This is a genomic window from Pseudomonas sp. xss_4 (genome assembly GCF_043104125.1).
Lineage (GTDB): Bacteria > Pseudomonadota > Gammaproteobacteria > Pseudomonadales > Pseudomonadaceae > Aquipseudomonas > Aquipseudomonas parafulva_B.
This window is the reverse complement of sequence record NZ_JBICKJ010000021.1, coordinates 1-23529: the sequence shown is the minus strand read 5'-3', so window position 1 is coordinate 23529 and position 23529 is coordinate 1. Positions and strand designations below refer to the sequence as shown.

At 62.5% G+C, this 23529-nt stretch carries 17 protein-coding genes and 1 pseudogene; 12 read left to right on the top strand and 6 right to left on the bottom strand.

Going from position 1 to position 23529, the window contains the following annotated elements; genetic code table 11:
- The first annotated feature begins 97 nt into the window (after window positions 1-97).
- From ACF8GB_RS04310 to mobH, 5 genes and pseudogenes are all read left to right on the top strand, one after another.
- Window positions 98-991: a LysR family transcriptional regulator gene (locus ACF8GB_RS04310; RefSeq protein ID WP_078478321.1), complete on the top strand. Its 894-nt coding sequence runs from the start codon at window positions 98-100 to the stop codon at window positions 989-991.
- An 81-nt stretch (window positions 992-1072) separates the two neighbouring features.
- Entirely contained in the window at window positions 1073-1867 is a 795-nt protein-coding gene (locus ACF8GB_RS04305) for a substrate-binding domain-containing protein (RefSeq protein WP_145254689.1), read from the top strand.
- Window positions 1868-1964: 97 nt separating this feature from the next.
- The gene (gene glsB / locus ACF8GB_RS04300) at window positions 1965-2885 is read left to right on the top strand and encodes a glutaminase B (RefSeq protein ID WP_058639778.1); all 921 of its coding nucleotides are present in this window, start codon (window positions 1965-1967) and stop codon (window positions 2883-2885) included.
- Window positions 2886-3002: 117 nt separating this feature from the next.
- A complete protein-coding gene (locus tag ACF8GB_RS04295) occupies window positions 3003-3920 on the top strand; it encodes a class I SAM-dependent methyltransferase (protein ID WP_196186498.1) in 918 nt (305 codons plus the stop codon).
- 496 nt (window positions 3921-4416) lie between these two features.
- Window positions 4417-6266: pseudogene (gene mobH / locus ACF8GB_RS04290) on the top strand (MobH family relaxase).
- A gap of 153 nt (window positions 6267-6419) precedes the next feature.
- On the opposite strand, the gene ACF8GB_RS04285 reads toward mobH, so the two are convergent.
- Window positions 6420-6725, bottom strand: a complete 306-nt coding sequence (locus tag ACF8GB_RS04285; RefSeq protein WP_196127951.1) for a helix-turn-helix domain-containing protein — start codon at window positions 6723-6725, stop codon at window positions 6420-6422.
- Window positions 6726-7021: 296 nt separating this feature from the next.
- On the opposite strand from ACF8GB_RS04285, the gene ACF8GB_RS04280 reads away from it, so the two are divergent.
- Entirely contained in the window at window positions 7022-7474 is a 453-nt protein-coding gene (locus ACF8GB_RS04280) for a LysR substrate-binding domain-containing protein (RefSeq protein ID WP_196127950.1), read from the top strand.
- Between the two features lie 47 nt (window positions 7475-7521).
- Here the strand turns inward: ACF8GB_RS04280 and tssM are convergent, their stop codons facing one another.
- Genes tssM through tssH form a run of 5 tightly spaced genes read right to left on the bottom strand, consistent with a single transcriptional unit; the run spans window position 7522 to window position 17556 of the window.
- On the bottom strand, window positions 7522-11190 hold the full coding sequence (tssM, locus tag ACF8GB_RS04275) for a type VI secretion system membrane subunit TssM (protein ID WP_196186662.1): 3669 nt from the start codon (window positions 11188-11190) through the stop codon (window positions 7522-7524).
- A 13-nt stretch (window positions 11191-11203) separates the two neighbouring features.
- Window positions 11204-12664, bottom strand: coding sequence for a type VI secretion system protein TssA (tssA, locus tag ACF8GB_RS04270; RefSeq protein WP_196186663.1), 1461 nt, complete (start codon window positions 12662-12664; stop codon window positions 11204-11206).
- Window positions 12652-13386, bottom strand: a complete 735-nt coding sequence (vasI, locus tag ACF8GB_RS04265) for a type VI secretion system-associated protein VasI (protein WP_144965165.1) — start codon at window positions 13384-13386, stop codon at window positions 12652-12654. The genes tssA and vasI overlap by 13 nt, the downstream gene beginning before the upstream one ends.
- On the bottom strand, window positions 13383-14975 hold the full coding sequence (locus tag ACF8GB_RS04260; RefSeq protein ID WP_196186661.1) for a sigma 54-interacting transcriptional regulator: 1593 nt from the start codon (window positions 14973-14975) through the stop codon (window positions 13383-13385). Before ACF8GB_RS04260 ends, vasI begins: the two co-directional genes overlap by 4 nt.
- Window positions 14976-14985: 10 nt before the next feature.
- Window positions 14986-17556 carry a type VI secretion system ATPase TssH gene (gene tssH, locus ACF8GB_RS04255; RefSeq protein ID WP_196186660.1) on the bottom strand — a complete coding sequence of 857 codons (2571 nt, stop codon included), beginning with the start codon at window positions 17554-17556 and terminating at the stop codon, window positions 14986-14988.
- 284 nt (window positions 17557-17840) lie between these two features.
- Between tssH and tssB the strand changes: the two genes are divergently transcribed.
- The 6 genes from tssB to ACF8GB_RS04225 form a co-directional block, all read left to right on the top strand.
- Window positions 17841-18350, top strand: coding sequence for a type VI secretion system contractile sheath small subunit (gene tssB / locus ACF8GB_RS04250; protein WP_144965159.1), 510 nt, complete (start codon window positions 17841-17843; stop codon window positions 18348-18350).
- A gap of 73 nt (window positions 18351-18423) precedes the next feature.
- A complete protein-coding gene (gene tssC, locus ACF8GB_RS04245) occupies window positions 18424-19908 on the top strand; it encodes a type VI secretion system contractile sheath large subunit (RefSeq protein WP_196127945.1) in 1485 nt (494 codons plus the stop codon).
- A gap of 17 nt (window positions 19909-19925) precedes the next feature.
- Window positions 19926-20357, top strand: a complete 432-nt coding sequence (gene tssE / locus ACF8GB_RS04240; protein ID WP_144965157.1) for a type VI secretion system baseplate subunit TssE — start codon at window positions 19926-19928, stop codon at window positions 20355-20357.
- A 7-nt stretch (window positions 20358-20364) separates the two neighbouring features.
- A complete protein-coding gene (gene tssF, locus ACF8GB_RS04235) occupies window positions 20365-22131 on the top strand; it encodes a type VI secretion system baseplate subunit TssF (protein WP_196186659.1) in 1767 nt (588 codons plus the stop codon).
- A complete protein-coding gene (tssG, locus tag ACF8GB_RS04230) occupies window positions 22095-23114 on the top strand; it encodes a type VI secretion system baseplate subunit TssG (RefSeq protein WP_196186658.1) in 1020 nt (339 codons plus the stop codon). The genes tssF and tssG overlap by 37 nt, the downstream gene beginning before the upstream one ends.
- The coding region (locus ACF8GB_RS04225; protein ID WP_392526605.1) for an FHA domain-containing protein at window positions 23111-23529 on the top strand (419 nt) is incomplete at its 3' end. The genes tssG and ACF8GB_RS04225, both read left to right, overlap by 4 nt.

Here is a 23529-nt window from a genome sequence, read left to right as displayed (position 1 = left end):
AGAGTGACAGGGATGGATAAATCATTCCAATGCAAATATCGTAGCGATTATTCCGTTTTACAACATAATAAAAATCGACTTCGACCTGAGGTGAATCGTGGAATATGAGCTTCAAGACATACGATCTTTCGTGAAAATCGCCGAACTCGGCAGCTTCCACGAGGCCGCTGAAGTGCTGCATCTGTCACAGCCGGCTTTGAGTCGACGTATCAAGAAGCTGGAGGAAGGGTTAGGCACCTCACTGTTGGAGCGCACCACCCGCCGTGTCAGCCTGACCAGCGTAGGCCGCGATTTTCTGCCCAAGGCCAGGCGCCTGCTGGACGACTTCGAGGATTCGATTCTCAGCATCCGGGAGCTGGCCGAGCGCCAGACCGGGCAGGTGACGCTGGCCTGTATCCCGACTGCAGCGTTCTATTTCTTGCCGTCGGTGATCCGCGATTACAACGACCAGTATCCCAAGATCCGCATTCGCCTGCTGGACCTGAGCGCCAATGACGGCCTGGAGGCCGTGCTGCGCGGGGAAGCCGATTTTGGCATCAACATGATGAGCGGCCAGCATCCGGACATCGAGTTCGTGTCCTTGGTGCAAGAGCACTTCGTGCTGGCCTGCCGGCGCGACCACCCATTGGCCGACCGCAATGCAGTGACCTGGACCGAGCTTGCCGACTATCGCTTGATCGGTGTCGGCCGATTGAGCGGCAACCGCATGTTGCTCGACCACGCTCTGGCCGGGCTGAATCTGCGGCCCAAATGGTTCTACGAAGTGCAGCACCTGTCCACGTCCCTGGGCATGGTCGAGGCCGGGCTTGGCGTATCGGCCATGCCTAGCCTGGCCATGCCCAGTGCAGACCACCCTACCCTGGTAAGCGTGCCGTTGATTGAGCCAGAGGTCACCCGCACCTTGGGCCTGGTCTACCGCCGCGGCGCCTCGCTGTCGCCGGCAGCGGAGAAGTTCGTGTCGATCCTGCTGGAGAAATGGCCGAACCGCTGAGCATGAAACATTATTAACGCCGGTTAATTCAGCGCTGGGCCCGCCTGCCAATAAGCTATGCGTTTTATTCGGAGTTTTCCCATGCTCAAGACGTTGTCCTGCACGGCACTGCTGGTCGCCACCTTTGCCTGCTCTGCCGCAGAGCCCACCCCTGACCAGGCCCCCACGCTGACCGTGCTCAGCTCCGGCGGCATCATGGGCGCCATCCGCAACGTTGCACCGGCTTATGAACACACCTACGGGGTCAAGCTCAACGTGCTCGCCGCGCCATCGATGGGCCAGACCCCGCAAGCCATCCCGAATCGGCTGCAACGGGGCGAGCCGGCCGATGTGGTGCTGATGGTGGGCTCGGCGTTGGACAAGTTGGTCACCGACGGCAAGGCCGACAAGGCCAGCCGCATCGACCTGGGCAAGTCGTTCATTGCCATGGCCGTACGCAAAGGTGAGCCCAAGCCGGCTATCGGCACGATGGGTGAGTTGCGTCAGGTGCTGCTCGATAGCCCCTCGGTTGCCTACTCCGACAGCGCCAGCGGGGTGTACCTGTCCAAAACCTTGTTCCCGAGCATGAACCTGGGCGAAGGGTTCACCCACAAAGCCCACATGATCCCTGCCGAGCCCGTCGGCAAGGTGGTCGCACGCGGCCAGGCAGCCATCGGGTTCCAGCAACTGAGCGAGCTCAAGCCGGTGGCCGGCATCGACATCGTGGGGCTGATCCCGGCCGAGGGGCAAAAGATGACGATGTATTCGGGTGCGGTGGTTGCCAACAGCCAGCACCGGGCGGCGGCCCAGGCGCTGCTTGACTACATGGCGTCTGCCCAGGCGGACGCCGCCATCGAGAAAAGCGGCCTGACCCCGCTGCCGCACTCGGCCCACTAAACTTCAACCCTCGCCCAGGCACGTTGATCGAAGGCGTGCCCTGCCGGCGTACCGCAGCGTCTGAGACCCATCCTTCCTCGTTCCCAAGGCCGTCGCGATGCAAGACATGCTGCAAGAGATCCTCGACCAGGTGCGCCCACTGCTCAGCCAGGGTCAGGTCGCGCAATACATCCCCGCCCTGGCCCAGGTCGACCCCAACCAGCTGGGTATCGCAGTGCACAGCCTTGACGGCCAGCTGCACTGCGCTGGCGATGCCTATACGCCCTTTTCCATCCAGAGCATTTCCAAGGTATTCAGCCTGGTCCAGGCGATCAACCATAGCGGCGAGGACATCTGGTCACGCCTGGGTTACGAGCCTTCGGGGCAGGCCTTCAACTCGCTGGTGCAGCTGGAGGTGGAAAAGGGTCGCCCGCGCAACCCGTTCATCAATGCTGGCGCACTGGTGATCTGCGACATCAACCAGTCACGCTTCGCCACCCCTGCCCTGTCGATGCGCGACTTCGTTCGCCGCCTGGCTGGCAACCCGCGCATCGTCAGCGACACGGTGGTGGCCGAGTCCGAATACCAGCACCGCGCACGCAATGCCGCCATGGCCTGGCTGATGACCGCGTTTGGCAACTTTCATAACGACGTGGACGCGGTGCTGAGCAGCTACTTCCATCACTGCGCGCTGTCGATGAACTGCGTCGACGTAGCGCGGGGTTTTGCGTTCCTGGCCAACAGCGGCTATTGCCCGCACAGCGGTGAACACGTGCTCAGCGCACGTCAGGCCCAGCAGGTGAACGCGATCATGGCTACCAGCGGCTTGTACGACGAAGCCGGCAATTTCGCCTATCGTGTGGGCCTGCCGGGCAAGAGTGGCGTGGGCGGCGGCATCGTGGCAGTGGTCCCCGGGAGGTACAGCATTTGCGTCTGGTCCCCAGCGCTTAACGCTTCTGGCAATTCGCTGGCAGGTATTCGCGCATTGGAATTGCTGAGCGAGCGCATTACGGGGTCGGTTTTTTCGGCGGTACCGTGAGGGCCATTTCCTACACGTCGGAACCCTTATCAGACGTGCAAACCCCTTGTTTACAGTCAAGTACGATCGTCCTAAGTAAGATCCAGATGCACATACAGGCCCTCAGGGAGAGCAGCCATGAGCATCAACAGCAAAAGACGACGTGACCTGAAAAAAGCCAAGAGAAAGCCTGCTATCGGCGGCGGTAGCGGTCTGCAGCCGCGAGCCCTCTACCAGCTGAAGAGCTTTCGCAAAGCGTACATCAAGAGCTGGGGCATCAACTCCGAAGGTCACTTGGCCCAGGGCCACTACTCCTGGATGGCCGAACGCGTAAAGGGCTTCCCGCGTACCCTGGAGATTGGCTGTGGCGTCGGCCATTCCACGCTGGCGCTGCTGCAACAGGGGCATACCGTCGTGTGCGTGGAAGAGAACCCCCAGTGCATTGCGGCGACGCGCAAGCGGCTCGCCGACGAGGGCTTCTGCGTCGAAGTCATTGCCAGGGAAACGCCGGTTAGCCTCGATGAAAACGCTTATCGGCTGATCTACAGCGAAATCCCAGAAGCGCCCGAAGCGGACTGTTTGCTCATCGAGGGCGATGCCCTGAACGACCCCGCCCTGGAAGCATGGCTCGAACGTCAGCCAAAGTTCGACGCCGTCGCGTGCTGGTTGCTCGGTACCCATGATGCCCGAGGGCACAACGTCGCAATCGATCTGGCGCTAATGCCCACAGCCTATGAGCATCGGATCTTCGTGCAGAACAGGGTTTACGAGATCGCCGACCGCATTCTTCGTTCTGGCGGCGTGCTGTCAGTGATCGACCGGGCTCAGACGCCGACCACACAGGATATGGTCGACAAATTGCTGCAGCACCATCGCGAGCAGGCCAGCGTGACGTCCCTGGTGGTGCAACCTGTGGAGCATACACCGCACATCGAGTCTGAGCAGCAAGGCGCCATGCGTATGATGACCACTAACCCCCTCGATGCTGCAATGGCATTCACGCCTGACGACCCACCTACGATGTCGCTATGCTCGACGACGTCAGTCAAGCCATGAGGTAGGCGGCTTGTACCCAGGCCAGGTGTTCGGGGATGGATTGATCTGCAAAAAAAGATAGGGGTGTGAAAGAACTGGACCAGAGGCAGGCGCGGCCTTAGTTGTCGTTCGGTTCAGTTCCTTCACACACGGGTGCAGTGTCAGGGGGTAGAGAGCCCTGCACAACTGGCAAAATTAACAGCTGTGCGGGGCTTGAACTTGCCTCTATTGTTGTATTCGTCTGACCGGTATCACTTCGGCTTTATCAAAGCTTGCCACGTGGGATCCAAGTACTGTGCTCCGCACACTGAACGCCAATCTGCAAATTGTGTTCCTTGGGTGATCCGTACACGCGTGCCCCATTCCTTGTCGCACCGCAATCCGATCCGACCTATATGAAAAGGCTTTGGATAAGGGGCAAAGGGCAGGTAAGGGTCAATGGAACGGGGCAAGAGGAAAGGCCCTACCCGAAAAGGCCAAAAAGATCTCCCGCCCAGCCCATCACCAGGATGCCGCCATGCTGTCGTTGTTCCGGCACAAACGGGCGCCGCTTGCGACCAACGCTCCCGAAGCACCTTCCACCGAACCAGCCAACAGAGACGCGGCCGGGACCGGCCGCGTCTCTGTTGGCAACACCACGTCGGCAGAAGCTTCTTGAGCACATCTGGCAGCGTACGTCGCTCTCCCGCCGACAGCTCGCGTCGCTGTACCTTGCGCCACTGGAACGCTATGCGAGCCTGGCCCAGCAGTTCCCAGCTTCTGAGAGCCACCACCATGCCTATCCCGGAGGCATGCTGGATCACGGCTTGGAGATCGTTGCCCACGCCCTCAAGCTGCGCCAGTCCTATCTTTTGCCTGCCGGCACGACGCCGGAAGATCAGGCCGCGCAGTCCGAGGACTGGACCGCCGCCGTGGCCTACGCTGCCTTGCTCCATGACCTCGGCAAACTCGCCGTCGACCTGTACGTGGAATATGGTGACGGCACGATCTGGCACCCCTGGCACGGTCCCGTCCAGCGGCCGTATCGCTTTCGCTACCGAGAGGATCGCGAGTATCGGCTGCATGGCGCAGCCACCGGCTTGCTCTATCACCAGGTACCCGACGGGCCCATCCTCGACTGGCTCAGTGCCTATCCCGCCCTGTGGGGATCGCTACTCTACGTGCTGGCAGGCCAGTACGAGCACGCCGGCGTGCTGGGCGAACTGGTCGTACAAGCTGATCGCGCATCGGTGGCCCAGGAGCTGGGCGGCGATCCTAGCCGCGCAATGGCTGCACCCCGGCATGCTCTGCAGCGCAAGCTCATCGATGGCCTTCGCTATCTTCTGAAGGAAGAGTTGAAGCTGAACCAGCACCAGGCATCGGACGGCTGGCTGACACAAGATGCCTTGTGGCTCGTCAGCAAGACTGTTTCCGACAAGTTGCGCGCCCATCTTCTATCCCAAGGTGTCGAGGGAATACCCGCAAGCAATACGGCAGTGTTCAATGTGCTGCAAGGCCTTAGAATGTTGCAGACAAAACCGGAAGACAAAGCCATCTGGCGCGCCACCGTGACCAGTGGCGAGTGGTCCCACAGCTTTACGTTGCTCAAGCTGTCACCCGCGCTGATCTGGGAGTACGGCGATCGGCCCGCGCCCTTCGCCGGCACTGTGACCGTCGATGCGGCACCTGCGACCGAGGAAGCGAATGCGCCTCCACCAGCCACGAGAGCTGGAGAATCCCCTATGCCCCCAACTGCGCCGCTGTCGGATCTGACCCAGGGCATGCCCACAGCAGGCCCCGACAGGGGTGCCGGATGTGATGTAGGAGCTGATATCGATGATCGAAGCACCGGAGGCCGCAGCTCTGGAGCCGCACGCGGAGCCCATGGCAGTGACGCAGCCAGCGCGTCCCTTGCAGCCTGAAGGGAGCACACAAGCGGCCATGCCTTCGCCCTCCGGCATGGGATCAAGACCGGTGCCCGGCAGCCCATCGCTCGCGACAGCACCGCCTTCTGGCGAACATTTCATTGCATGGCTGAAGCAGGGCATCGTTACCCGCCGTCTCATCATCAACGACGCAAAAGCACTGGTGCATACGGTTGGCGATACGGCCTATCTGGTCAGCCCCGGCGTGTTCCAGCGTTATGCGCAAGAGCATCCGCAGATCACCGCGCTGGCCAAGCAGGAAAAATTGCAGGAATGGCAGTGGGTGCAACGACGGTTCGAAAAGTTGCAACTACACCGTAAGCAGGACAGCGGCTTGAATAACTGGACGTGCGAAGTCAAAGGCCCGCGCAAGACGCGGCGGCTGCACGGCTACCTGCTCATCGCCCCCGAGACACTTTTCGACGACTTGCCGCCCAACAACCCCTATTTGTCGCTAGTCTGATACCAACGAGCTTGCCCGATTTCTTGGCTCGGTACAGCGCAAGATCTGCACGCTGCGGCAAAAGCAGAGATTGGATGCACCGACAGGAAAAGCACTATCCTGTTGCAGAAGGGTAGTTCCTGAATTTGGTTTGCCAGCCGTCATTGCATCGGTTCAGTCTTCCCCGCAGCTCTTGTCAGTACGCTTGAGAATACGCTCTGTCTCGGCGATGAGTTCGGAGGCCGCGCAGTTCAGCGCCGACGCGAACCTCAAGATCATCACCAGTGTCGGCATATGCTCGCCGCGTTCGATTTTGCCTATATGGGAACGGTCAACGCCGGCCAGGTGGGCAAGATTCTCTTGAGCTAGACAATTCTTGGCACGGAATGCGCGCACAGCTTTCCCGAACGCTTGGGCGGGTTCGGGTTCGTAAGTAGTGGTGCCTGTAGGTCGGCCTGATCGTATGGGACGCTTCTGCATCTACAGAAGCGTCAAGGACGGGAGCGTTTTAAACCACGGTAAGTTTAACTCATTCTGCTATTGCTTTATCCCCAGCATGCAGCCATCGGAACATCGCCATGTCTCTCGACCATGCCACTGCTCCACTGCAAATTGCTGTTTCCACCGGCATCATGCCGACTGCACTGGCACACTACTCGCCAAGCAGCACATGGAAGAACCGGAGACACCGGTACGCCTGATAGAAACTACCGAGAAGGATCAGCACCAAGGGTTGAAGGCTGGCCGCTACTGCCTGGGACTGTTCTTGTCCATGAATGAGCCGCCTCTTGCAAGAAAGGCATTCTCTCTCTGGCAAGACGAACTGGCACTGGCTCTGCCTTCGCGTTCGCCGCTACTGGCTTTTGCCGAAGTTCCGCTTGGAGAAGCAGTACCGTACCCCCCTGATCATGTGGCAAAGAGGATACTGTAGCCCGCTAGGGCAGCAGATCGAATCCCTGCTGTCATCGGCTGCCAGCAAGCTCAATGTAGTTGATCGGGTGAGCTCCTTTGAGTTGATGGCGGTACTGGTAGCGTCTGGTTATGGCATCGGTCTCGCCACCAAGTCACGTATCTCCTGTTCCCGCAATCTGGACCTTGTGATGCGCCCGCTGGCAAACGGCTCTCACCAAGTGACCACCTACCTGGCTCTACCGCATTCGCCTATGCCGGCCACTGTAAAACGTCTGATTCAGCGCGCCCAAGCCGTCGCGAACAACGACAGCCTTTAACCCGGCCTTCAGCACGCAGCGCTGGAAGGCGCGGGTTGTCCGCATCCTCAACCGCTGCGATCCTGTCCGACACTGGCCACCCGTACACCCGCAGAATCCTGCAGCAGGGTGCGCGGCAGCACGAAGCCATTGAACGGACGCTGGGTGAACGGGTTGTTGGCCTTCTCAGCGGTGATGCGATAGCGCATGCCGCCATCGTTGGCGGTGAAACTCAGATCCACGCTGTTGTCGGTAGCACCATTGACGCGCGCCTGCCCCAGCAGGCGGAACAGCGACCACGGCCCGCGATAGGTCAGGCTGCTGCTGTTGCCGGTGCTGTTGATCAGCGTGATGCGGCTTTCCGTGCCATCGCCCAGGCTGTTCGGCCAGATCAGGCCGACAGTGCTGCTGGGGCCATGACTGTAGGGCACCAGTTGCCCTTCGATGCCCAGTACGCTGCTACGCCGGTTCGGGGTCAGGCCAAGCGGTTCGACAGCGAACTGCACGCCGAGCGCACCCCGGTTGTTGAAGAAAGCGTCGCGGATGCGGTTAGCCGCCTCCAATTGCGCCAGCACGTCGGTGCGCACCAGGTAGCCACCCCGGCGCTCGGAGTACAGTGCATCCAGATTGTCTTCGAGGAACAGCTTGAGGTACTGCTCCCTGAACTTCTGCAACCGTCCCTGCGGGCCGAAGAACGCCTCGAAGTCCTCCAGGGACGCATCGACGCGACTGGCCGGATTGAACGGATAGCGCCCGGCCAGCCGCTGGCTGTAGAAGCCGTAGACGTCCGCATCCCAGCGCCGCTCCAACTCCCGCAAAGCCTCGATCAGCAGGATATGCGAAGACTCATCAGCCAGCTTCTTCACATGGCGGTTGAGCGGTTCCGGCAGTCCGGCGGCCACGCGCTGCAGGTTGCCGATGCTATCCGGCCCCTTGAGGGTGAAGCGGGAGAGCACGCTCTCCAGCGCCGCCTTGCCACGATCCGGGCTGTCCTGCACGGCGCGGACGGTATCATAGACATCACCAATCGCCAGCATGGTGCCGTCGAGGAAAGGCGGCGTTTCTCCCTTGGGCGTCAGAAGCCCGCTCATCGTGGCAAAGGCGCGCGAGATCACCGCAGCCTGTTCGCGGGAAACGGCCTCGCTAGACGGGATCTGCGCCTGCGCCCCCTCGCTGGTCGCAGTCGCCATCGGATAGATAGTGCTGTTGTCACGCACGGTTTCCACCAGGCGGCGCAAGGGCGCAGCCGGGCTGGTGACGCTGCCCAGCACCTCGACAGCCTGCGAGATGTTGTCGAAGTCCACCACGTCGAGCTGGCCCAGCGAGCGATGCCAGGTATCGATGTAGTCGGCGTTGTAGAGTGCCCGGATACGCTGTGCCAGCGCCTGCTTGTCCGCCTCGGAGTAATCGATACGGGCACGCTCGCCGAGCGTCCACTGGTCGATCATCGCTAGTTCGGTCAGGTCGTGGCTGTGCGGCTCGAAGTAACCACGGAACCCCTTGCCCGTGAGCAAAGCGTCGATACGGGTTCCGACGTGCCCGTCCTGCTGCGCTACCGGTTTGAACAGAGTGTCAAATGCCGGCCCGACCTCGTGGCGCAGATCCAGCGGGGCATACAGTGCATCCTGCGCCTGCTGTTTCATCGCCATGTAGACCCGCTGCTGGAGCGGGATCTGCCGCAGTTGCTGCTGCACTTCCCGCACCCGCTGCCGGTACTGCGGCAGGCTGGCATCGGCGTATTTCATCGCGTATTCCAGGTGGCGCATCAGCGCACCCTGCACACGGCCTTCAGCGGGGAATGCCGTCTGCCACTGCCGGGCCATCCACTCCTCGACGATCTCCGGGCGCCGGTTCTCCCGGTCTTCGATCATGCGGTAGACACGCAGTGCCGCGAGCTGATCGGTGCTGTTGTCACCGGCCGCCTCAATGGCATTCATCGCCCCCGTGGCCAGCGCCGGCAGGTAGCGCCTGGACAGCAGTTGCAGGTATGCCTCGTCCACCTTCGGGCCGATCGTGCGCCCATGATACAAGCCCATGTCGGATACCAGTGGCCAGGCCTCCCGGTAATCGCCATAGACGGCCACCGCGCTGCGGATCTGGTCGAGCGGCTCCAGCAGGTTGCGTCCGGTCGGATCGATGCGACCATCAATGCGCGCCGCGCTGAACTCGCGACTTTTCTCCAACACGCTGGCGGCCTTGTCGCGGTTAACCACGTAGTAGTGGTGCCAGCCAGCGGCGACCAGCACACCGCCCAGCGTGGCGGCACAACAACCGGCTATCAGTACCCGCTTCTTGTCTGCCAGCACCTTGACGTTGTCGCCAGCCAGGCCCGCTTCGGGATAGATGATCTGCTGAAACAGGCGCTGGGCGAAGTAGACCACTGAACGCCCGTCCGGCTGCGCCCCCGGTACCGGCTCCGGCATGCCGTACGAGCGCGCAGCCGCATTGACGAAGGCATTGCACACCAGCCCCTGCTGGTACACCGAGGAGAAATAGACGCCGCGCACCAGGGCCGGCGTGGTGAAGCGGTCGCTGCCGAGGATCTCCCGCAGGAAGCCCAGCAGTACCGGACGCATACCAGCCAACTGACGCACCAGCGAGAACAGTCCCTCGCGCTGCTCCTGGCTGGTCGGTTCGCCGAGCGCGTCGAAGACCTGCTCGTTGAGCCGGGAGACGAATGCGTCGTAACTGGTCGACAGCTCGCTCAGCCAGGCGTCGAAGTCGTCCATCGACTCCAACGTGAAGGTGAAACCGAAGATGTCCTCGCGCACCGAGCGCGGCAGGCGGGCGAAGAACGGGCCGAAGCCTTCGAGCTGGTCGAACTTGGTCAGCGTCACGTACAGCGGCGGCCGGGTGCCGAGCTGGCTACTGAGTTCGGCCAGACGCGAGCGCAGCAGGATCGCCAGCGCCTTGCGATCGCTGGCACCACGGCCGAGCAACGCGACGATATCCACCACCAGCACCACACCGTTCAACGGCCGCCGGCTGCGGTTTCGGCCCAGCCACGACACCAGACCGTCCCACAAGCGGGCATGGGTGCCGAGCGGCAGACGGCTCTCGCCACCGTCAACACTGGACGAGGCATCCCCATCTTCGCCCTCGGCTGCTTGCGGCGGCGCACCTTCCAGGGGCGGCACATCCGACTGGCTGATGATTTCCCCAGGCGGGTCGATCAGCACAGCCTGGTCGCCAATCCACCAGTCGACCGGGTAGGCAAGATCGGGATCACCGTGTTGCCGCCGACTGCCAGCCTTGGTGATCGCGGTCAGCGAAAAACTCTGGTTGGAGCGGTTGATCAGGCTGGTCTTTCCTGCGTTCTCCTCCCCGAGTACCAGATACCAGGGCAACCGGTACAGTGCGTCGCGTCCCCCCAGGTTCTGGCGCAAGGCGGCAAGGCTGAGATCCAGCGCCCGATCCTGGGCCTCTACAAAGCGCAGCGACGGGTCTTCCTCCCGGCGTTGTGCTTGCCGCTGCGCTTCCTCGAAGCGCTGGTTGCGGCTGCGCAGCACCAGGGCCCAGATCAACGTGGGCACCAGCACCAACAGCACGGTAGCCAGCACCCGCATCGACAGCTCAGCCAGCGGCTGCTGATCGCGCCAGGTCAATTGCGGGCCAAGCCACCAGATCCCAATCATCAGAAAACAGCAGGCCAGCAACAGCAGAACGGGCATCGCGCTGTTGAACTGGCGCACCAGCGGCAGCCCGAAGCGTTTGAGATAAGTCCAGATTCTCGACATGTGACGGTACTCCTTAACCTTTCAACCCAGACTCAGTGACGGACTGCGGAGAAACCCGCTGCGCCAGTTGCGCATGCAGCTCCGGTTCCCATCGCTGTGCGCTGGTCGTTTCCATCAAACCGATGGCGTGCGTATAGAGATCCTCGGCCAGCCAGGACAGGCCGCGCGCCGCAAGCAGATCGGCGGCGATCACCGTGACGTGGCAGCGCTGGCGGGGAGAACTGTCCGCCTTCTGCAGATCCTGCAGCCGGTGCAGCAGTACTTCCACGCCGGCGCTGTCGAGTTGCTCGATCAGCTCTTCGCGCAAAGCACCGTACTCCTGCCAGGCACCACCCTGGGTGTCGTCCTCCGCGCTCGTACTGATCCAACGGGCGGTCTCGTCGTCGACGAATGGCCGGCCGTCATGGAATTTCAGTTCCAGCAGCGTGGGCAGGCGGCGTACGAAACGCACCACGGCATGGCGGATAGCCTCCGCCACCTCTTTCATCTCCAACCGGTCAGCCACGCTCGCAGCCAGGAAGCTGCCGCGTACCCAGTAGGGCGACGACACCACACTCTTTTCGATCCGATGCAACAGCATGGGATCGACGACATTGGCACCAAACGCATCCTCATAGAGCGCGACGGTATCGGCAGGGACGCCATGCAGTTCCGTCCTATTCTCGTGCCGGGCCGAAGGCGCCGCATGCAGGTGTGCCCACAGGGCGAAACGGCGCAACTGGTAGCCAGCCGGATCGTAGGCATCCTGCTGGTTGACGAACTCGGCGACCGTCAGCAGCGTTTTCCTGCTCTCGCGCTCGTTACCCAACTGCAGGCCGCCCGCAGAGGAAAAGAACTGTTCGGTTATCGCCTTGCCGCCTTTTTGCCCGGGTGCCGGTGAACTCTGCGCAAGTGGCGGGAGTGGTGACGTATCCTCTTCCACCCGGCGGATGAGTTGAGCCGTCAGCCTGGTGAGCAAGTCGTCATCGAGTTGCGTCGCAGCGGCACCGCTGCGCAGGCTTCCCAGCGCCTTGCGCGCCATCTCGGTGTACTTGGCGGAAAAGCTCGTCGGGTCGAGTTGCGGCAGTGCCTCGCTCAGGCGCTCGAACAGCAAGGCCAGCGTGCGTCGCTTGGCCAGGTAGCCGGTGGCACCCGGCTTGGGATAGGCCGACTCCCAGTAGCGCTCGACCATCCCGGCCAGCAGCACCAGCGACTCGGCCCAGTCCTGCCATTCCCCCGTGCGCAACCGCGCGGTGATGAGATACCCGGCCACCCGCAAATGCTTGCACTGCCGCGCTAGGTATTCACGCGCCGCCTCGTCGATATAGGACCAGTCCATGCCGGGCTCGTGCAAACTTCCCAGCTTCGCCATCTCCTCCTCAAGGCCCTGGAAGGTTTCGTCCTCTTCATCGAAGTAGCCCGCCGGCTGTTTCTCATCCAGCGGTGCCAACAGAGCTTCCATGTCCAACGCTATGTCATCGCTCACCAGTGACAGGCCTCCCGCTGACGATCCACCAGGCCCTTCAGCCCGGAGGCATCGAATACCAGCCCATCGAACGGGATGTAGTCGCTCTCCAGACGCAAACGGGCACCCTCGCTCACCCGTCTCAACTGATCGATGGCAACCAGACCACGCCCGGCATCCACAACGTTGCCCACCTCCAGTACCTGCCAGGGCACCTTCGATGCGGTGATCGGGCGCTCGTCCAGAACCAGGCGCATCAGTACCTGGTTACGCTCGATCGGCTGCTCCACCAGCAGTTGCAGGCGAGTAATATTGGAGAGGCAACTGACCGCTAGGTAGGGCCGCTGCTCGGCCACGCCCAGCGCCGGCGCGGAGATCACCACCTGCGGCTGATCCAGAGCCAGATCGCTGCTTTCCATGATCAGGAAACGCGCCTCGTCCTGGGCAGATCTGGCCGTTTCGTTGTCGCGCACCAAGTCGGCAATCGACGGCACCACAATACGCGGTGCCGCGTCGTGGTCATCAGACTGCCCACGCGGTACAACGGGAAGCGGTGGCGTGCCGTCCCGTTCATCGAAGCAGGCCAGCCGCTCTACCGCCGAGACAATCGCAACACAGTCACGTGCAGTCTGAGTACCTGGTTCGGCCAGCGTTGCAACCTCCCCGCGTTGCTCCACCTGGCCTTTATCCCAAGCATCGCACCCGCCCCCCAGCAGCAACCACACGGGCAGCAGTGGGAAAAACACTTTCATGAGGAACGGACCTCCCTTTCATCCAGATTCCATTGCTGGCATTTTCGTGCCAGGGTCCGCTTGGGAATACCCAGGCTCAGTGCTGCGCGACTACGCGAACCGTCGAGCTGACGCAGACGGATGTCGATCATCATTCGCTCGAAAGCATCGACGGCCTCCGGCAGGTTGTCGGTTGCCAGCAGTTGCTGAACCAACGCATCCGCGTCGTCTTCGTTGTCTGTTGGTACTGCCAGGGGCGGCTCGAAGTACATCATCAGCGCGCTCACACTCTCTGCACAGATAGCTTCTCCGTTCCCAGTACGTTCGGCGGCAGCCAGCACCAGGCTGCGCAGCTCGCGTACGTTGCCGGGGAAGATATGGGCTTCCAGCAGACGCAAAGCATCAGGCGCAATGCCAGCTACATGCACCTGCCGCTCCCGGTTATGCTGGAGCAGCGCATGGGCCACAAGCGGTGCCACGTCCTCGATCCGCTCGCGCAGTGCCGGCAGGTGCAGGTTCAACTGGCGGATACGGAAATACAGATCCTCGCGAAAACGGCCATCGCGGATCATCTGCGGCAGCGGCTGATGCGTCGCGCAGATCAGGCGGAAGTTCGACGCACGCTCGTCCGTCGCGCCCACTGGCCGGTACTTCTTCTCGTTGAGGACGCGCAGCAGCCTGCTCTGCAGTTCCAACGGCATATCGCCGATCTCGTCCAGGAACAGAGTGCCGCCATCGGCCTCGGCCACCAGCCCGATGCGCGCCTGGGTCGCCCCGGTAAAGGCCCCCCGGGTGCTGCCGAACAATTCAGCCTCGATCAGGTCTTTCGGGATCGCCGCGCAATTGACCGGCACGAATTTTCCGGCGCGCGACGACGCCTGGTGGATCAGCCAGGCGGCATGATCCTTACCCGCCCCGGTTTCCCCGGTGATCAGGGCCGACAGGTGCGAATCGGCAAGATTGACCATCTCCTCGCGCACCCGCCGGGCCGCTGCACTGCCTCCGACGAACTCGGCGGCCAGCAGGCGCACCGCTCGCGTACGCCCCTGCTCGGCTTCGCGTGCCTTGCGCACCGAATGCTCGTAGCGGGCGTTCCTGTCCGCCGCCATTCGATCGCGCAGCCGAGCAAACAACCCGGCGTACATGCCTGTCAGCGCCTGCCACACGGGATCGGCACGCCAGGCATGCAAACCATCCGGGCCACCGACCCAGACCAATACCCCATGAGCCTGCTGGCAGGCATCCAGCAGGGGCATTGCCAACAGGCCCGCACGGCTCGGCAGGCGTGCGCGCAGTGCATCGAAACTCTCTCCGACCGCGACCAGTTGCAGCACATCGTCGATCTGGCAGGGCTGGCCCGCCAGCAGGTTATAAACCAGCGGGTTGTCCTGCTCTCCCAGATCAATCGCCGGTAACCCATCGACCGGTAGAGATGTTGACGTGCTGGCAAGCGGTTGCAACCAGCCACCCTCGGCATCGCGCTGGAAGCACAGACCCTGTTCCAGGCCATGCGCCTGCACGGCAGCCGTCAGAAAAATCTGCGCCAAACGCTCCAACTGCGTCGTTGCGGCCATCTCGCCCGCCAGCCTTGCTATCTGCAACGCTTCCATGCGTCCTCCCTCAATCCAGAATCGCCCGGAACTCGTGCTCATCCCAATCCAGACGGACAGTGGAGAAAGGCTCGCCGGAGGCCTGGCGCTGCAAGGTTGCCAGTGCCAGTGGCGGCAGCAGCTCACCATCGAGGCTGGCATCAAGCATGCGCGCGCCGTTTTCGTGGCGGATGCAGCGACGACGCAGTTCCGCGCGGGCGCTCTCATCCACCTCCAACTGCGCGCCGTAGCGCTCTTCGTACTGCCGCCGGATGCGCTGCAGACGCGCATCGACGATCTCGCCCAGCACCGCCTCATCGAGGTAGCGGTACGGCACCACCTGCATGCGCGCAAGCAGGGCGGGCTTGAAGAAGCGCATCAACCGTCCGCGCAGCGCCTCGTCGTCGAGATCTCCCAGGCTGTCGTCCTGCTGGTCGAACCCAAGGTTCGAAGTCAGGAAGAACAGAATGTTCTTGCAGTCGATCAGGCGCCCCTCACCATCGGCCAGCTCGCCCTTGTCGAACGCCTGATAGAAGATGTTGAGCACTTCCGGGTGGGCTTTCTCGACCTCATCCAGCAACACCACCGAATACGGCCGCTGGCGGATCGCCTGGGTCAGTACCCCACCTTCGCCGTAGCCAACATAACCCGGTGGCGCCCCGAGCAGGCGCGCAACAGTGTGCTTCTCCTGGTACTCGGACATGTTGATGCTGGTCAGGAACTGCTTGCCGCCGAACAAGTTGTCGGCGACCGCCAGCGCGGTCTCGGTCTTGCCGACACCACTCGGCCCCACCAGAAGGAAGGCACCTAGCGGCGTACCGGGCCGGCGCAAATCGGCCAGCGCAGTCAACAGGTAACGGTGTACCCGCTCAATAGCCGCATCCTGACCTCGCACCCGCTCGCGCAGCACCGACGGCAGGCTGCCCAGGCGCTCCACCCGATCGCTGGTGATGGTGTTGGCCGGAATCCCCGTCCAATCCGCAATCACCTGCGCCACCTGCTCCCGGCCCACGTCCGCATGCAGCAGCGCGCCCTCGCGCTGTAACACAGTCAGTTCTTCCACCTTGGCGACAAGCTGTTCACGTACCAGAACGTCGTCCTTCGCCTCGGCCCGTAACGCCAGGATCTCATCCACCAACGCACGCTGCTGTTCCCAGGCCACTTGCAGCTGGGCCATCCGCGTTTGCACGTCCTGACGCGTCGTATCCAATCCATCCAGACGCGACGCATCGACGTTCCGGCCAGCCTGGCGATCCTGCCACAGATGCTCAAGTTCAGCATCGATCTGTACCAGCTCACTGTTCAGCGCAGACAGCGGCCGGGGCGATTCGGCCAGTGCTGTCGCCACCCGCGCGCAGGCGGTATCGAGCACATCGATGGCCTTGTCCGGCAACTGCCGGCCGGACAGATAGCGCGCGGATAGCGCCGCCGCAGCCTGAAGTGCGTCATCGCTGATATAGACACGGTGGGCCTGCTCGTAGACCGGACGCAACCCCCGCAGGATATGCACCGCCTGCTCCGGGCTCGGCTCGTCCAGCTTCACCAACTGGAAGCGCCGCGACAACGCGGGGTCTTTCTCGAAATACTTCTTGTACTCGCTCCAGGTCGTAGCCGCGATGGTACGCAGCTCACCGCGCGCCAGCGCCGGCTTGAGCAAGTTCGCCGCGTCGCTGCCACCGGCAGCATTGCCTGCGCCGATCAGGGTATGTGCCTCGTCGATGAACAGGATGATCGGTTTCGCGGAGGCCTTGACCTCCTCGATCACCATCTTCAGCCGCTTCTCGAACTCGCCTTTCACCGAGGCTCCGGCCTGCAATGCCCCCAGATCGAGGCTCCATAAGGCCACCTGGCGCAGCGGCTCAGGCACGCGTCCCTGCACGATGCGCAGCGCCAACCCTTCCACTACGGCGCTCTTACCGACACCGGCATCGCCGACCACAATGGGATTGTTCTTGCGCCGCCGAGACAGGATGTCGGTGGCCAGATCGATCTCCGCATCACGGCACAGCACCGGATCGATGCGCCCCTCGCGGGCCTGGGCGGTGATGTCCTGACCGTACTTGGCCAGGCCAGATTCGGCTGCCGCAGTTGGGGATACCGCAGCGCCCGCCTCCGAGTCCTGCGGGGTCTCGGAGGAGTTGGCCAGCAAAGCGTTGAACTGCTTGCGCAGCGTCTCGCGGTTGATGTCTTCAAGCAGCCGAATGGCCTGCAGGGGCAGATAGCGGCCGGGATTCATCAGCACGGCCAGCAGCAGGCTGCCACCACGGATGACGTCCTGCTTCGCTTCCAGCGAGCCGAGCAGCCAAGCCTCCTGCAACAACTCGATCAGCAGCGGAGAGAACGACGGGTACTGGTCATTACCGTCGTCCCGCCCGGCGAACGCAGACGAGAGCGCCTGCCTTGCGGCATCCACATCGATACCGCCGTGCTTGAGCAGTATCCGCACGTCACCCAAGGGGTTATCCAGGAGCTTGAATAACAGATGCGGCACCGTCACTTCTGCGCCGCGATGTGTGATGCACAGGCTGGAAGCTTCTTCCAGGCCATGCCGGCAAGCCGGATTCAGGCGTTCGAAAAGCGCCGGCAGATCAATCCTGATCATCTCAGGGAACTACTCCTTAGATACTTGCGGCCATCCAACCGGGGCCGCCACCTGATCCCTGCGCCTGATGCGCACCGTGCAGTTTCCTGACGACACATCCTGCGCTTGCAAATAAAAACACCCAAGAGTCTGACCAGATAATCACATGCCTAACAATCAGACTTTTCTGATTTTAGGGACATACTTCAGCTTTTTAGGCTGAGCTGGTTTTTTGATTGACACAATAGAAAAGCACTCGTCATCCTCGCCGCGGTTTGAGTGGTTTTTGAAAAAGGAGTTTTAGCATGTCGAGCAAACCAGGATCTGTCGCCCCGCAGGAACGCATCAATATCAAATACGTTCCCGCCACCGGCGACCAGCAAGCGGAAATAGAACTGCCCCTGAAACTGCTGGTAACCGGCGACTTCAAGGGACACGGGGAAGAACAGGCGCTGGAAGAGCGCCAGGCCGTCAGGATCGACAAGGACACCTTCGATGCCGTGTTGTCCAAGGCCGAACTGAAGCTCGACCTGGAAGTGCCGTCCATCCTCGGTGATGGCGACAAAGGCGACACCCTGGCCTTCAACCTGCAATTCAAATCGATGAGCGACTTCTCGCCCGACGCCATCGCCAAGCAGGTTCCCGCCCTCAACAATCTTCTGGAACTGCGCGAAGCACTGGTTGCCCTCAAAGGGCCGCTGGGCAATGCGCCGGCCTTCCGCAAGCAGTTGCAAACACTGCTAGCCAATGAAGAGGCCCGCAACAAACTGACCCAGGAACTCGGCCTGCAGCCGGATCAACCCCTGAACTCTTGATCGGCAGTCCTGGCACTGCCGCTCGGGACAGCCGTCCCGGGTCTTCCTTCGCGTACTGACAAGGAGTCACATCATGACCCAAGAAAACGCAGCGCTCGTCGACGCTGAGCGCGCCACCGATTCTTCCAGCCTTCTCGACCAGATCATGGCCCAGACGCGTATCGCGCCCGACCAGGAAGGCTATGCCATCGCCGAACGCGGCGTGGCCGCTTTCATCACCGAAATGCTCAAGTCCGACGACCGCGAGCAACCGGTCAACAAAGTGCTGGTCGACCAGATGATCGCCGAGCTCGACCACCAGCTCAGCCAGCAGATGGACATCATCCTGCACCAGCCGCCGTTGCAGGAGCTTGAATCCGCCTGGCGCGGCCTGAAGCTGCTGGTGGATCGCACCGACTTCCGCGAGAACATCAAGATCGAAGTGCTCCACGTCACCAAGGACGAGTTGCTGGAAGACTTCGAGAGCGCCGGCGACATCACCCGCAGCGGCCTGTACAAGCACGTCTACACCGCAGGCTACGGCCAGTTCGGCGGCGAACCGACCGCGACCATCGTCGGCAACTACACCTTCGGCCCCGCCGCGCCGGACATCAAGCTGCTGCGCTACGTCGCCTCAGTCGGTGCCATGGCCCACTCGCCCTTCCTCGCAGCGGCCGGCCCGGAGTTCTTCAACCTCGACGACTTCCAGGGCCTGCCCGACCTCAAGGAAGTCAAAGACATTTTCGAAGGCCCGCGCTTCGCCAAGTGGCGTGGCCTGCGCGAAACCGAAGATGCGCGCTACCTCGGCCTGACCTTGCCGCGCTTCCTGCTGCGTCAGCCCTATGACCCGCTGGAGAACCCGGTGCGCAGCTTCACCTACCGGGAAGGCATAGACGGCGATCACGCCAACTACCTGTGGGGCAACACCGCCTACCTGCTGGCCAGCCGCATCACCGAGAGCTTCGCCCGCTACCGCTGGTGCCCGAACATCATCGGCCCGCAGTCCGGCGGCGCGGTCGACGACCTGCCCGTGCACCTGTACGAGTCCCTGGGGCAACTGCAGGCCAAGATCCCGACCGAAGTGCTGGTCTCCGACCGCAAGGAATTCGAACTGTCGGAAGAAGGCTTCATCCCGTTGACCATGCGCAAGGACAGCGATAACGCCTCCTTCTTCTCGGCCAACTCCGTGCAGAAACCGAAGATCTTCCCCAAGACACCGGAAGGCCTGCAAGCGCAGACCAACTACAAACTCGGCACGCAACTGCCCTACATGTTCATCATCAACCGCCTGGCCCACTACATCAAAGTGCTGCAGCGAGAACAGATCGGCAGTTGGAAAGAACGCCAGGATCTGGAGCGTGAGCTCAACATGTGGCTCAAGCAGTACATCGCCGACCAGGAAAGCCCGTCCGCCGACGTGCGCAGCCGCCGTCCGCTGCGTGCAGCCCACATCGAGGTGCAGGACGTCGCCGGCAATCCGGGCTGGTACCAGGTCTCGATGGCCGTGCGGCCGCACTTCAAGTACATGGGCGCCAACTTCGAACTGTCCCTCGTGGGCCGTCTCGACAAGGATCAGTGAAGTAAGGAGGAGTACCCATGCCAAGATCGGCGGGTCTAGGGAGTCTGTTCGAGCGGCTTGACCCCGACGTTCCTCTCCTGCGCATCCTGTCTCGGCAGGAACAGGTACAGGAGCGCATCCGGGGGATCAAGCAGAACCTTGAACGCATTCTCAACACCCGCCAGGGCTGCTCCGCGAGCAGCCCTGAGCTGGGCCTGCGGGACTTCAACAACGCCTCACTAGGCAGCACTGACCTGCAACAGCGGGTCGGCGCAGACATACGCCGCTCGATCGCGGCCCATGAGCCGCGCATCAAGGTTGTCAGCGTGCGCGTGCAGCCTGACGCCACCCAGCCCCTGAACCTGCATATCAGGCTCGATTGCCTGGTGCCCCTGCAGGGGATGGAAGAACAGATGGAGATCGACCTGGTCGTCAACGGACTGGATCGGCTCATAAGGATATCGGGATGAGGCAGGTATGCCGTTACGCACCAAATTCCGCGACGAACTGAACCTGCTGCGCCGGCTCGGCAGCCAGTTCGCTCTCGAAAACCCTCAGCTTGCACGCTTTCTGGGCGACCAGACGGCCGATCCGGACGTAGAACGCCTGATCGAAGGCTTCGCCTTCCTCACCGCCAAGCTGCGGCTGAAGATCGAGGACGACCTTCCCGAGCTCACCCACTCGCTGCTGCAATTGTTGTGGCCGAACTACCTGCGCCCGCTGCCCAGCGCCACCATCATGCGCTTCGATCCGATCGAGCGGGCCGTCAGCGAACGCCAGGTGATCCCCAAGGGCACCCGCATGCTGTCCCGGCCCGTCTCCGGCGTATCCTGCGAGTTCCGCACCTGCACCGACGTCGTGCTCTATCCACTGCGCCTGCGCGAGGTCAGCGACGCACACACCCGGGAAAAGTCCATCGTCCGCATCGACCTGCAGTCCATCACTGACAACCCGCTCGATGCCATCGATTGCGACCGGCTGGACTTCCACCTCAGCGGCGACGGCACCACCGCGCAGACGCTCTACCTGTGGCTGTCCAGATACCTCAGCGGCATCACCGTGGAATGCGACGGCCAGGTACGCCATCTGTCCCCCAGGCAGGTGGCGTTTCCCGGTTTCGATCCGGACGAAGCGCTGCTGCCCTACTCGAAGAACGCCTTCGATGGCTACCGTATCCTGCAGGAATACTTCGTCTTCCCGCAGCGCTTCCACTTCTTCAGCCTGACCGGTCTGCGCGCGCTCTGGCCCGCCCAGGCTACCGAACACATCCGCTTCGAGTTGCATTTCTCGCGGCCAATGCCCGCCGACATTCGCCTGCGCACCGCTGACATCGCGCTGTATTGCACCCCGTCAGTCAACCTCTTCCCCCACGATGCCGAACCGGTTCGCCTCGACGGGCGCAGGGTCGATCAACGGCTGATGCCCACCGGCCAGCGCCCCGAATACTTTGAGATTTTCAGCATCGACAACGTCAGCGGCTGGCGGGTCAAGTCCGACGGCCAGCGCGGCGAACGCTTGCGTACCTTTCATCCGTTCGAGTCGTTCCAGCACGAAATCGAACATGCCCACGGGCGCACCGCGCTCTACTACCGCAGCCGCATCGAGCCCGCGCTAATCCAGGATGGCGTCGTCCATCGGATCGCCTTCGTGCGCGGCGACGAAACCGACTACATCGGCCATAGCGAAACCGTCTCGATCTCACTCACCTGCACCAACCGCAACCTGCCGCTGGCCCTCGGCGCTGGCGATATCTGCCTGCCCACCCAGAGCACGCCGAGGTTCGCCACCTACGCCAACATCACGCGCCCCACCCCCTCGTACCGCCCGGTAGTGGACGGCGCACTGCAATGGACACTGATCTCCAACCTGTCGCTGAACTACCTGTCGCTGCTCTCGGCCGAGCCGCTGAAGGCCGTCATTCGCGCCTACGACTTCGCCGCACTGCATGACATCCAGCAAGCCCGTAGCACCCGCAAGCGCCTCGACGGCATCGGCGAAGCGATCACCACCCCGGCCGACGTACTGATGAAAGGCCTGCCCATCCGCGGCCTGCAGACCCTGCTCAAGCTCGACCAGAGCGCCTTCCTGTGTGAAGGCGACCTCTACCTGTTCGGCACCGTACTCAGCCACTTCTTCGGCCTGTACGCCAGCATCAACTCATTCCATCAACTGGAAGTCCTCAACACCACCAACAACGAGCGCTACGAATGGCCATTGCAGACCGGCAAGCAACCGCTGATCTAGCCGATACCCTGCTGGCCGAGGCAAGGAACTACGATTTCTTCCGGCTATTGGAGCATCTGCACCACCTGCACGAGGACGACCTCGAAGCAGCGGACACCTTCGACCCGGACAACCTGCGCGTGCGTCTGGCCAGCTATCCGGGCCTGGGTTTTCCTGCCTCCGACGTCGCCCTGGCCGAGCGCATGCCGCCCCATGTCCAGGGCGATTACCGCGTCCAGGCCACCTTCCTCGGCATGCACGGGCCGGACTCCCCGCTGCCCGGCTACTACCTGGACAGGCTCGCCTACGAACACGCGCAGGGCATCGGCATCCGCCCGGCCTTCCTCGACTTCTTCAACCACCGCCTGCTCACCCTGCTGCACCAGACCTGGCGCAAGTACCGCTACTACGTGCGCTTCCGGCGCGAAGCCAAGGATCGCTTCTCGCGCTACGTCTTCTCCCTCATGGGACTTAACGACGAAGAACTGCGCGGCACTACGCCCATCGCCTGGAGCCGCCTGCTCAGCTATGCCGGCCTGATCGCCAGCCGCAGCCGCTCGCCCACCGTCGTCTCGGGCATCATCGCCCACTGCTTCGACCTCACCGACGTCAGCATCCGCGAATTCGAGCAACGCTACATGGACATCCCGCAGCCCCAGCGCCTGGCGCTGGGCAAACGCAACGGCACCCTGGGCGACAATTTCGTCCTCGGCGGTCGCGTGCGCACGCGCGCCAGTAAGTTCACCCTGGTCATCCGCGATCTGAATCAAGAACGCTTCCGCCAGTTCCTGCCCAGCGGCGAGAACTTCGCCCGGCTGCGCAAACTGATCGACTTCCTGCTGCCCGACCCGACCGCCTACGACCTGGAGCTGGGGCTGCGTCAGGAAGAAGTACCGCCGTTCAACCTCAAGCGCAGCAACGGCACCCATCTGGGCTGGACGAGCTTCATGGATCGCCAGAGCCTGCGCAGCCAATCCACCGTCCGCATCAGGGTGCGCTCATGAACCGGCCCGCCAACACACCGCGCATTGCCCTGGTGGTCGTCAACCCGCAGATACTGCGTCAGGGCTGCGCGCCCAGCTACAGTTTCGAGGCGGCGGGCGGCACTATCGGCAGCCACGGCACCGACTGGCTGCTCAGCGACAACCGCGAGCGCATTCTCCCCGTGCACTGCGAAATCGTGCTCGACGAAGGCCTGTTCTGCGTCGTCGACCGCTCGGGCCACACGCGCCTGAACGGCAGCGATGCCGCCCTGGGCCTGCACGTCAGCGCCCGCCTGGCCGAAGGCGACATCCTGCACATCGGCCCCTACCGGGTATCCGTCCACCTGCACGACCAGCAACATGCGCTGCCCGACCCGTCGCGCCACCTGATCCAGTACGACGTGGGCGAACTGCTCAACCTCCAGGACGAGCGCCT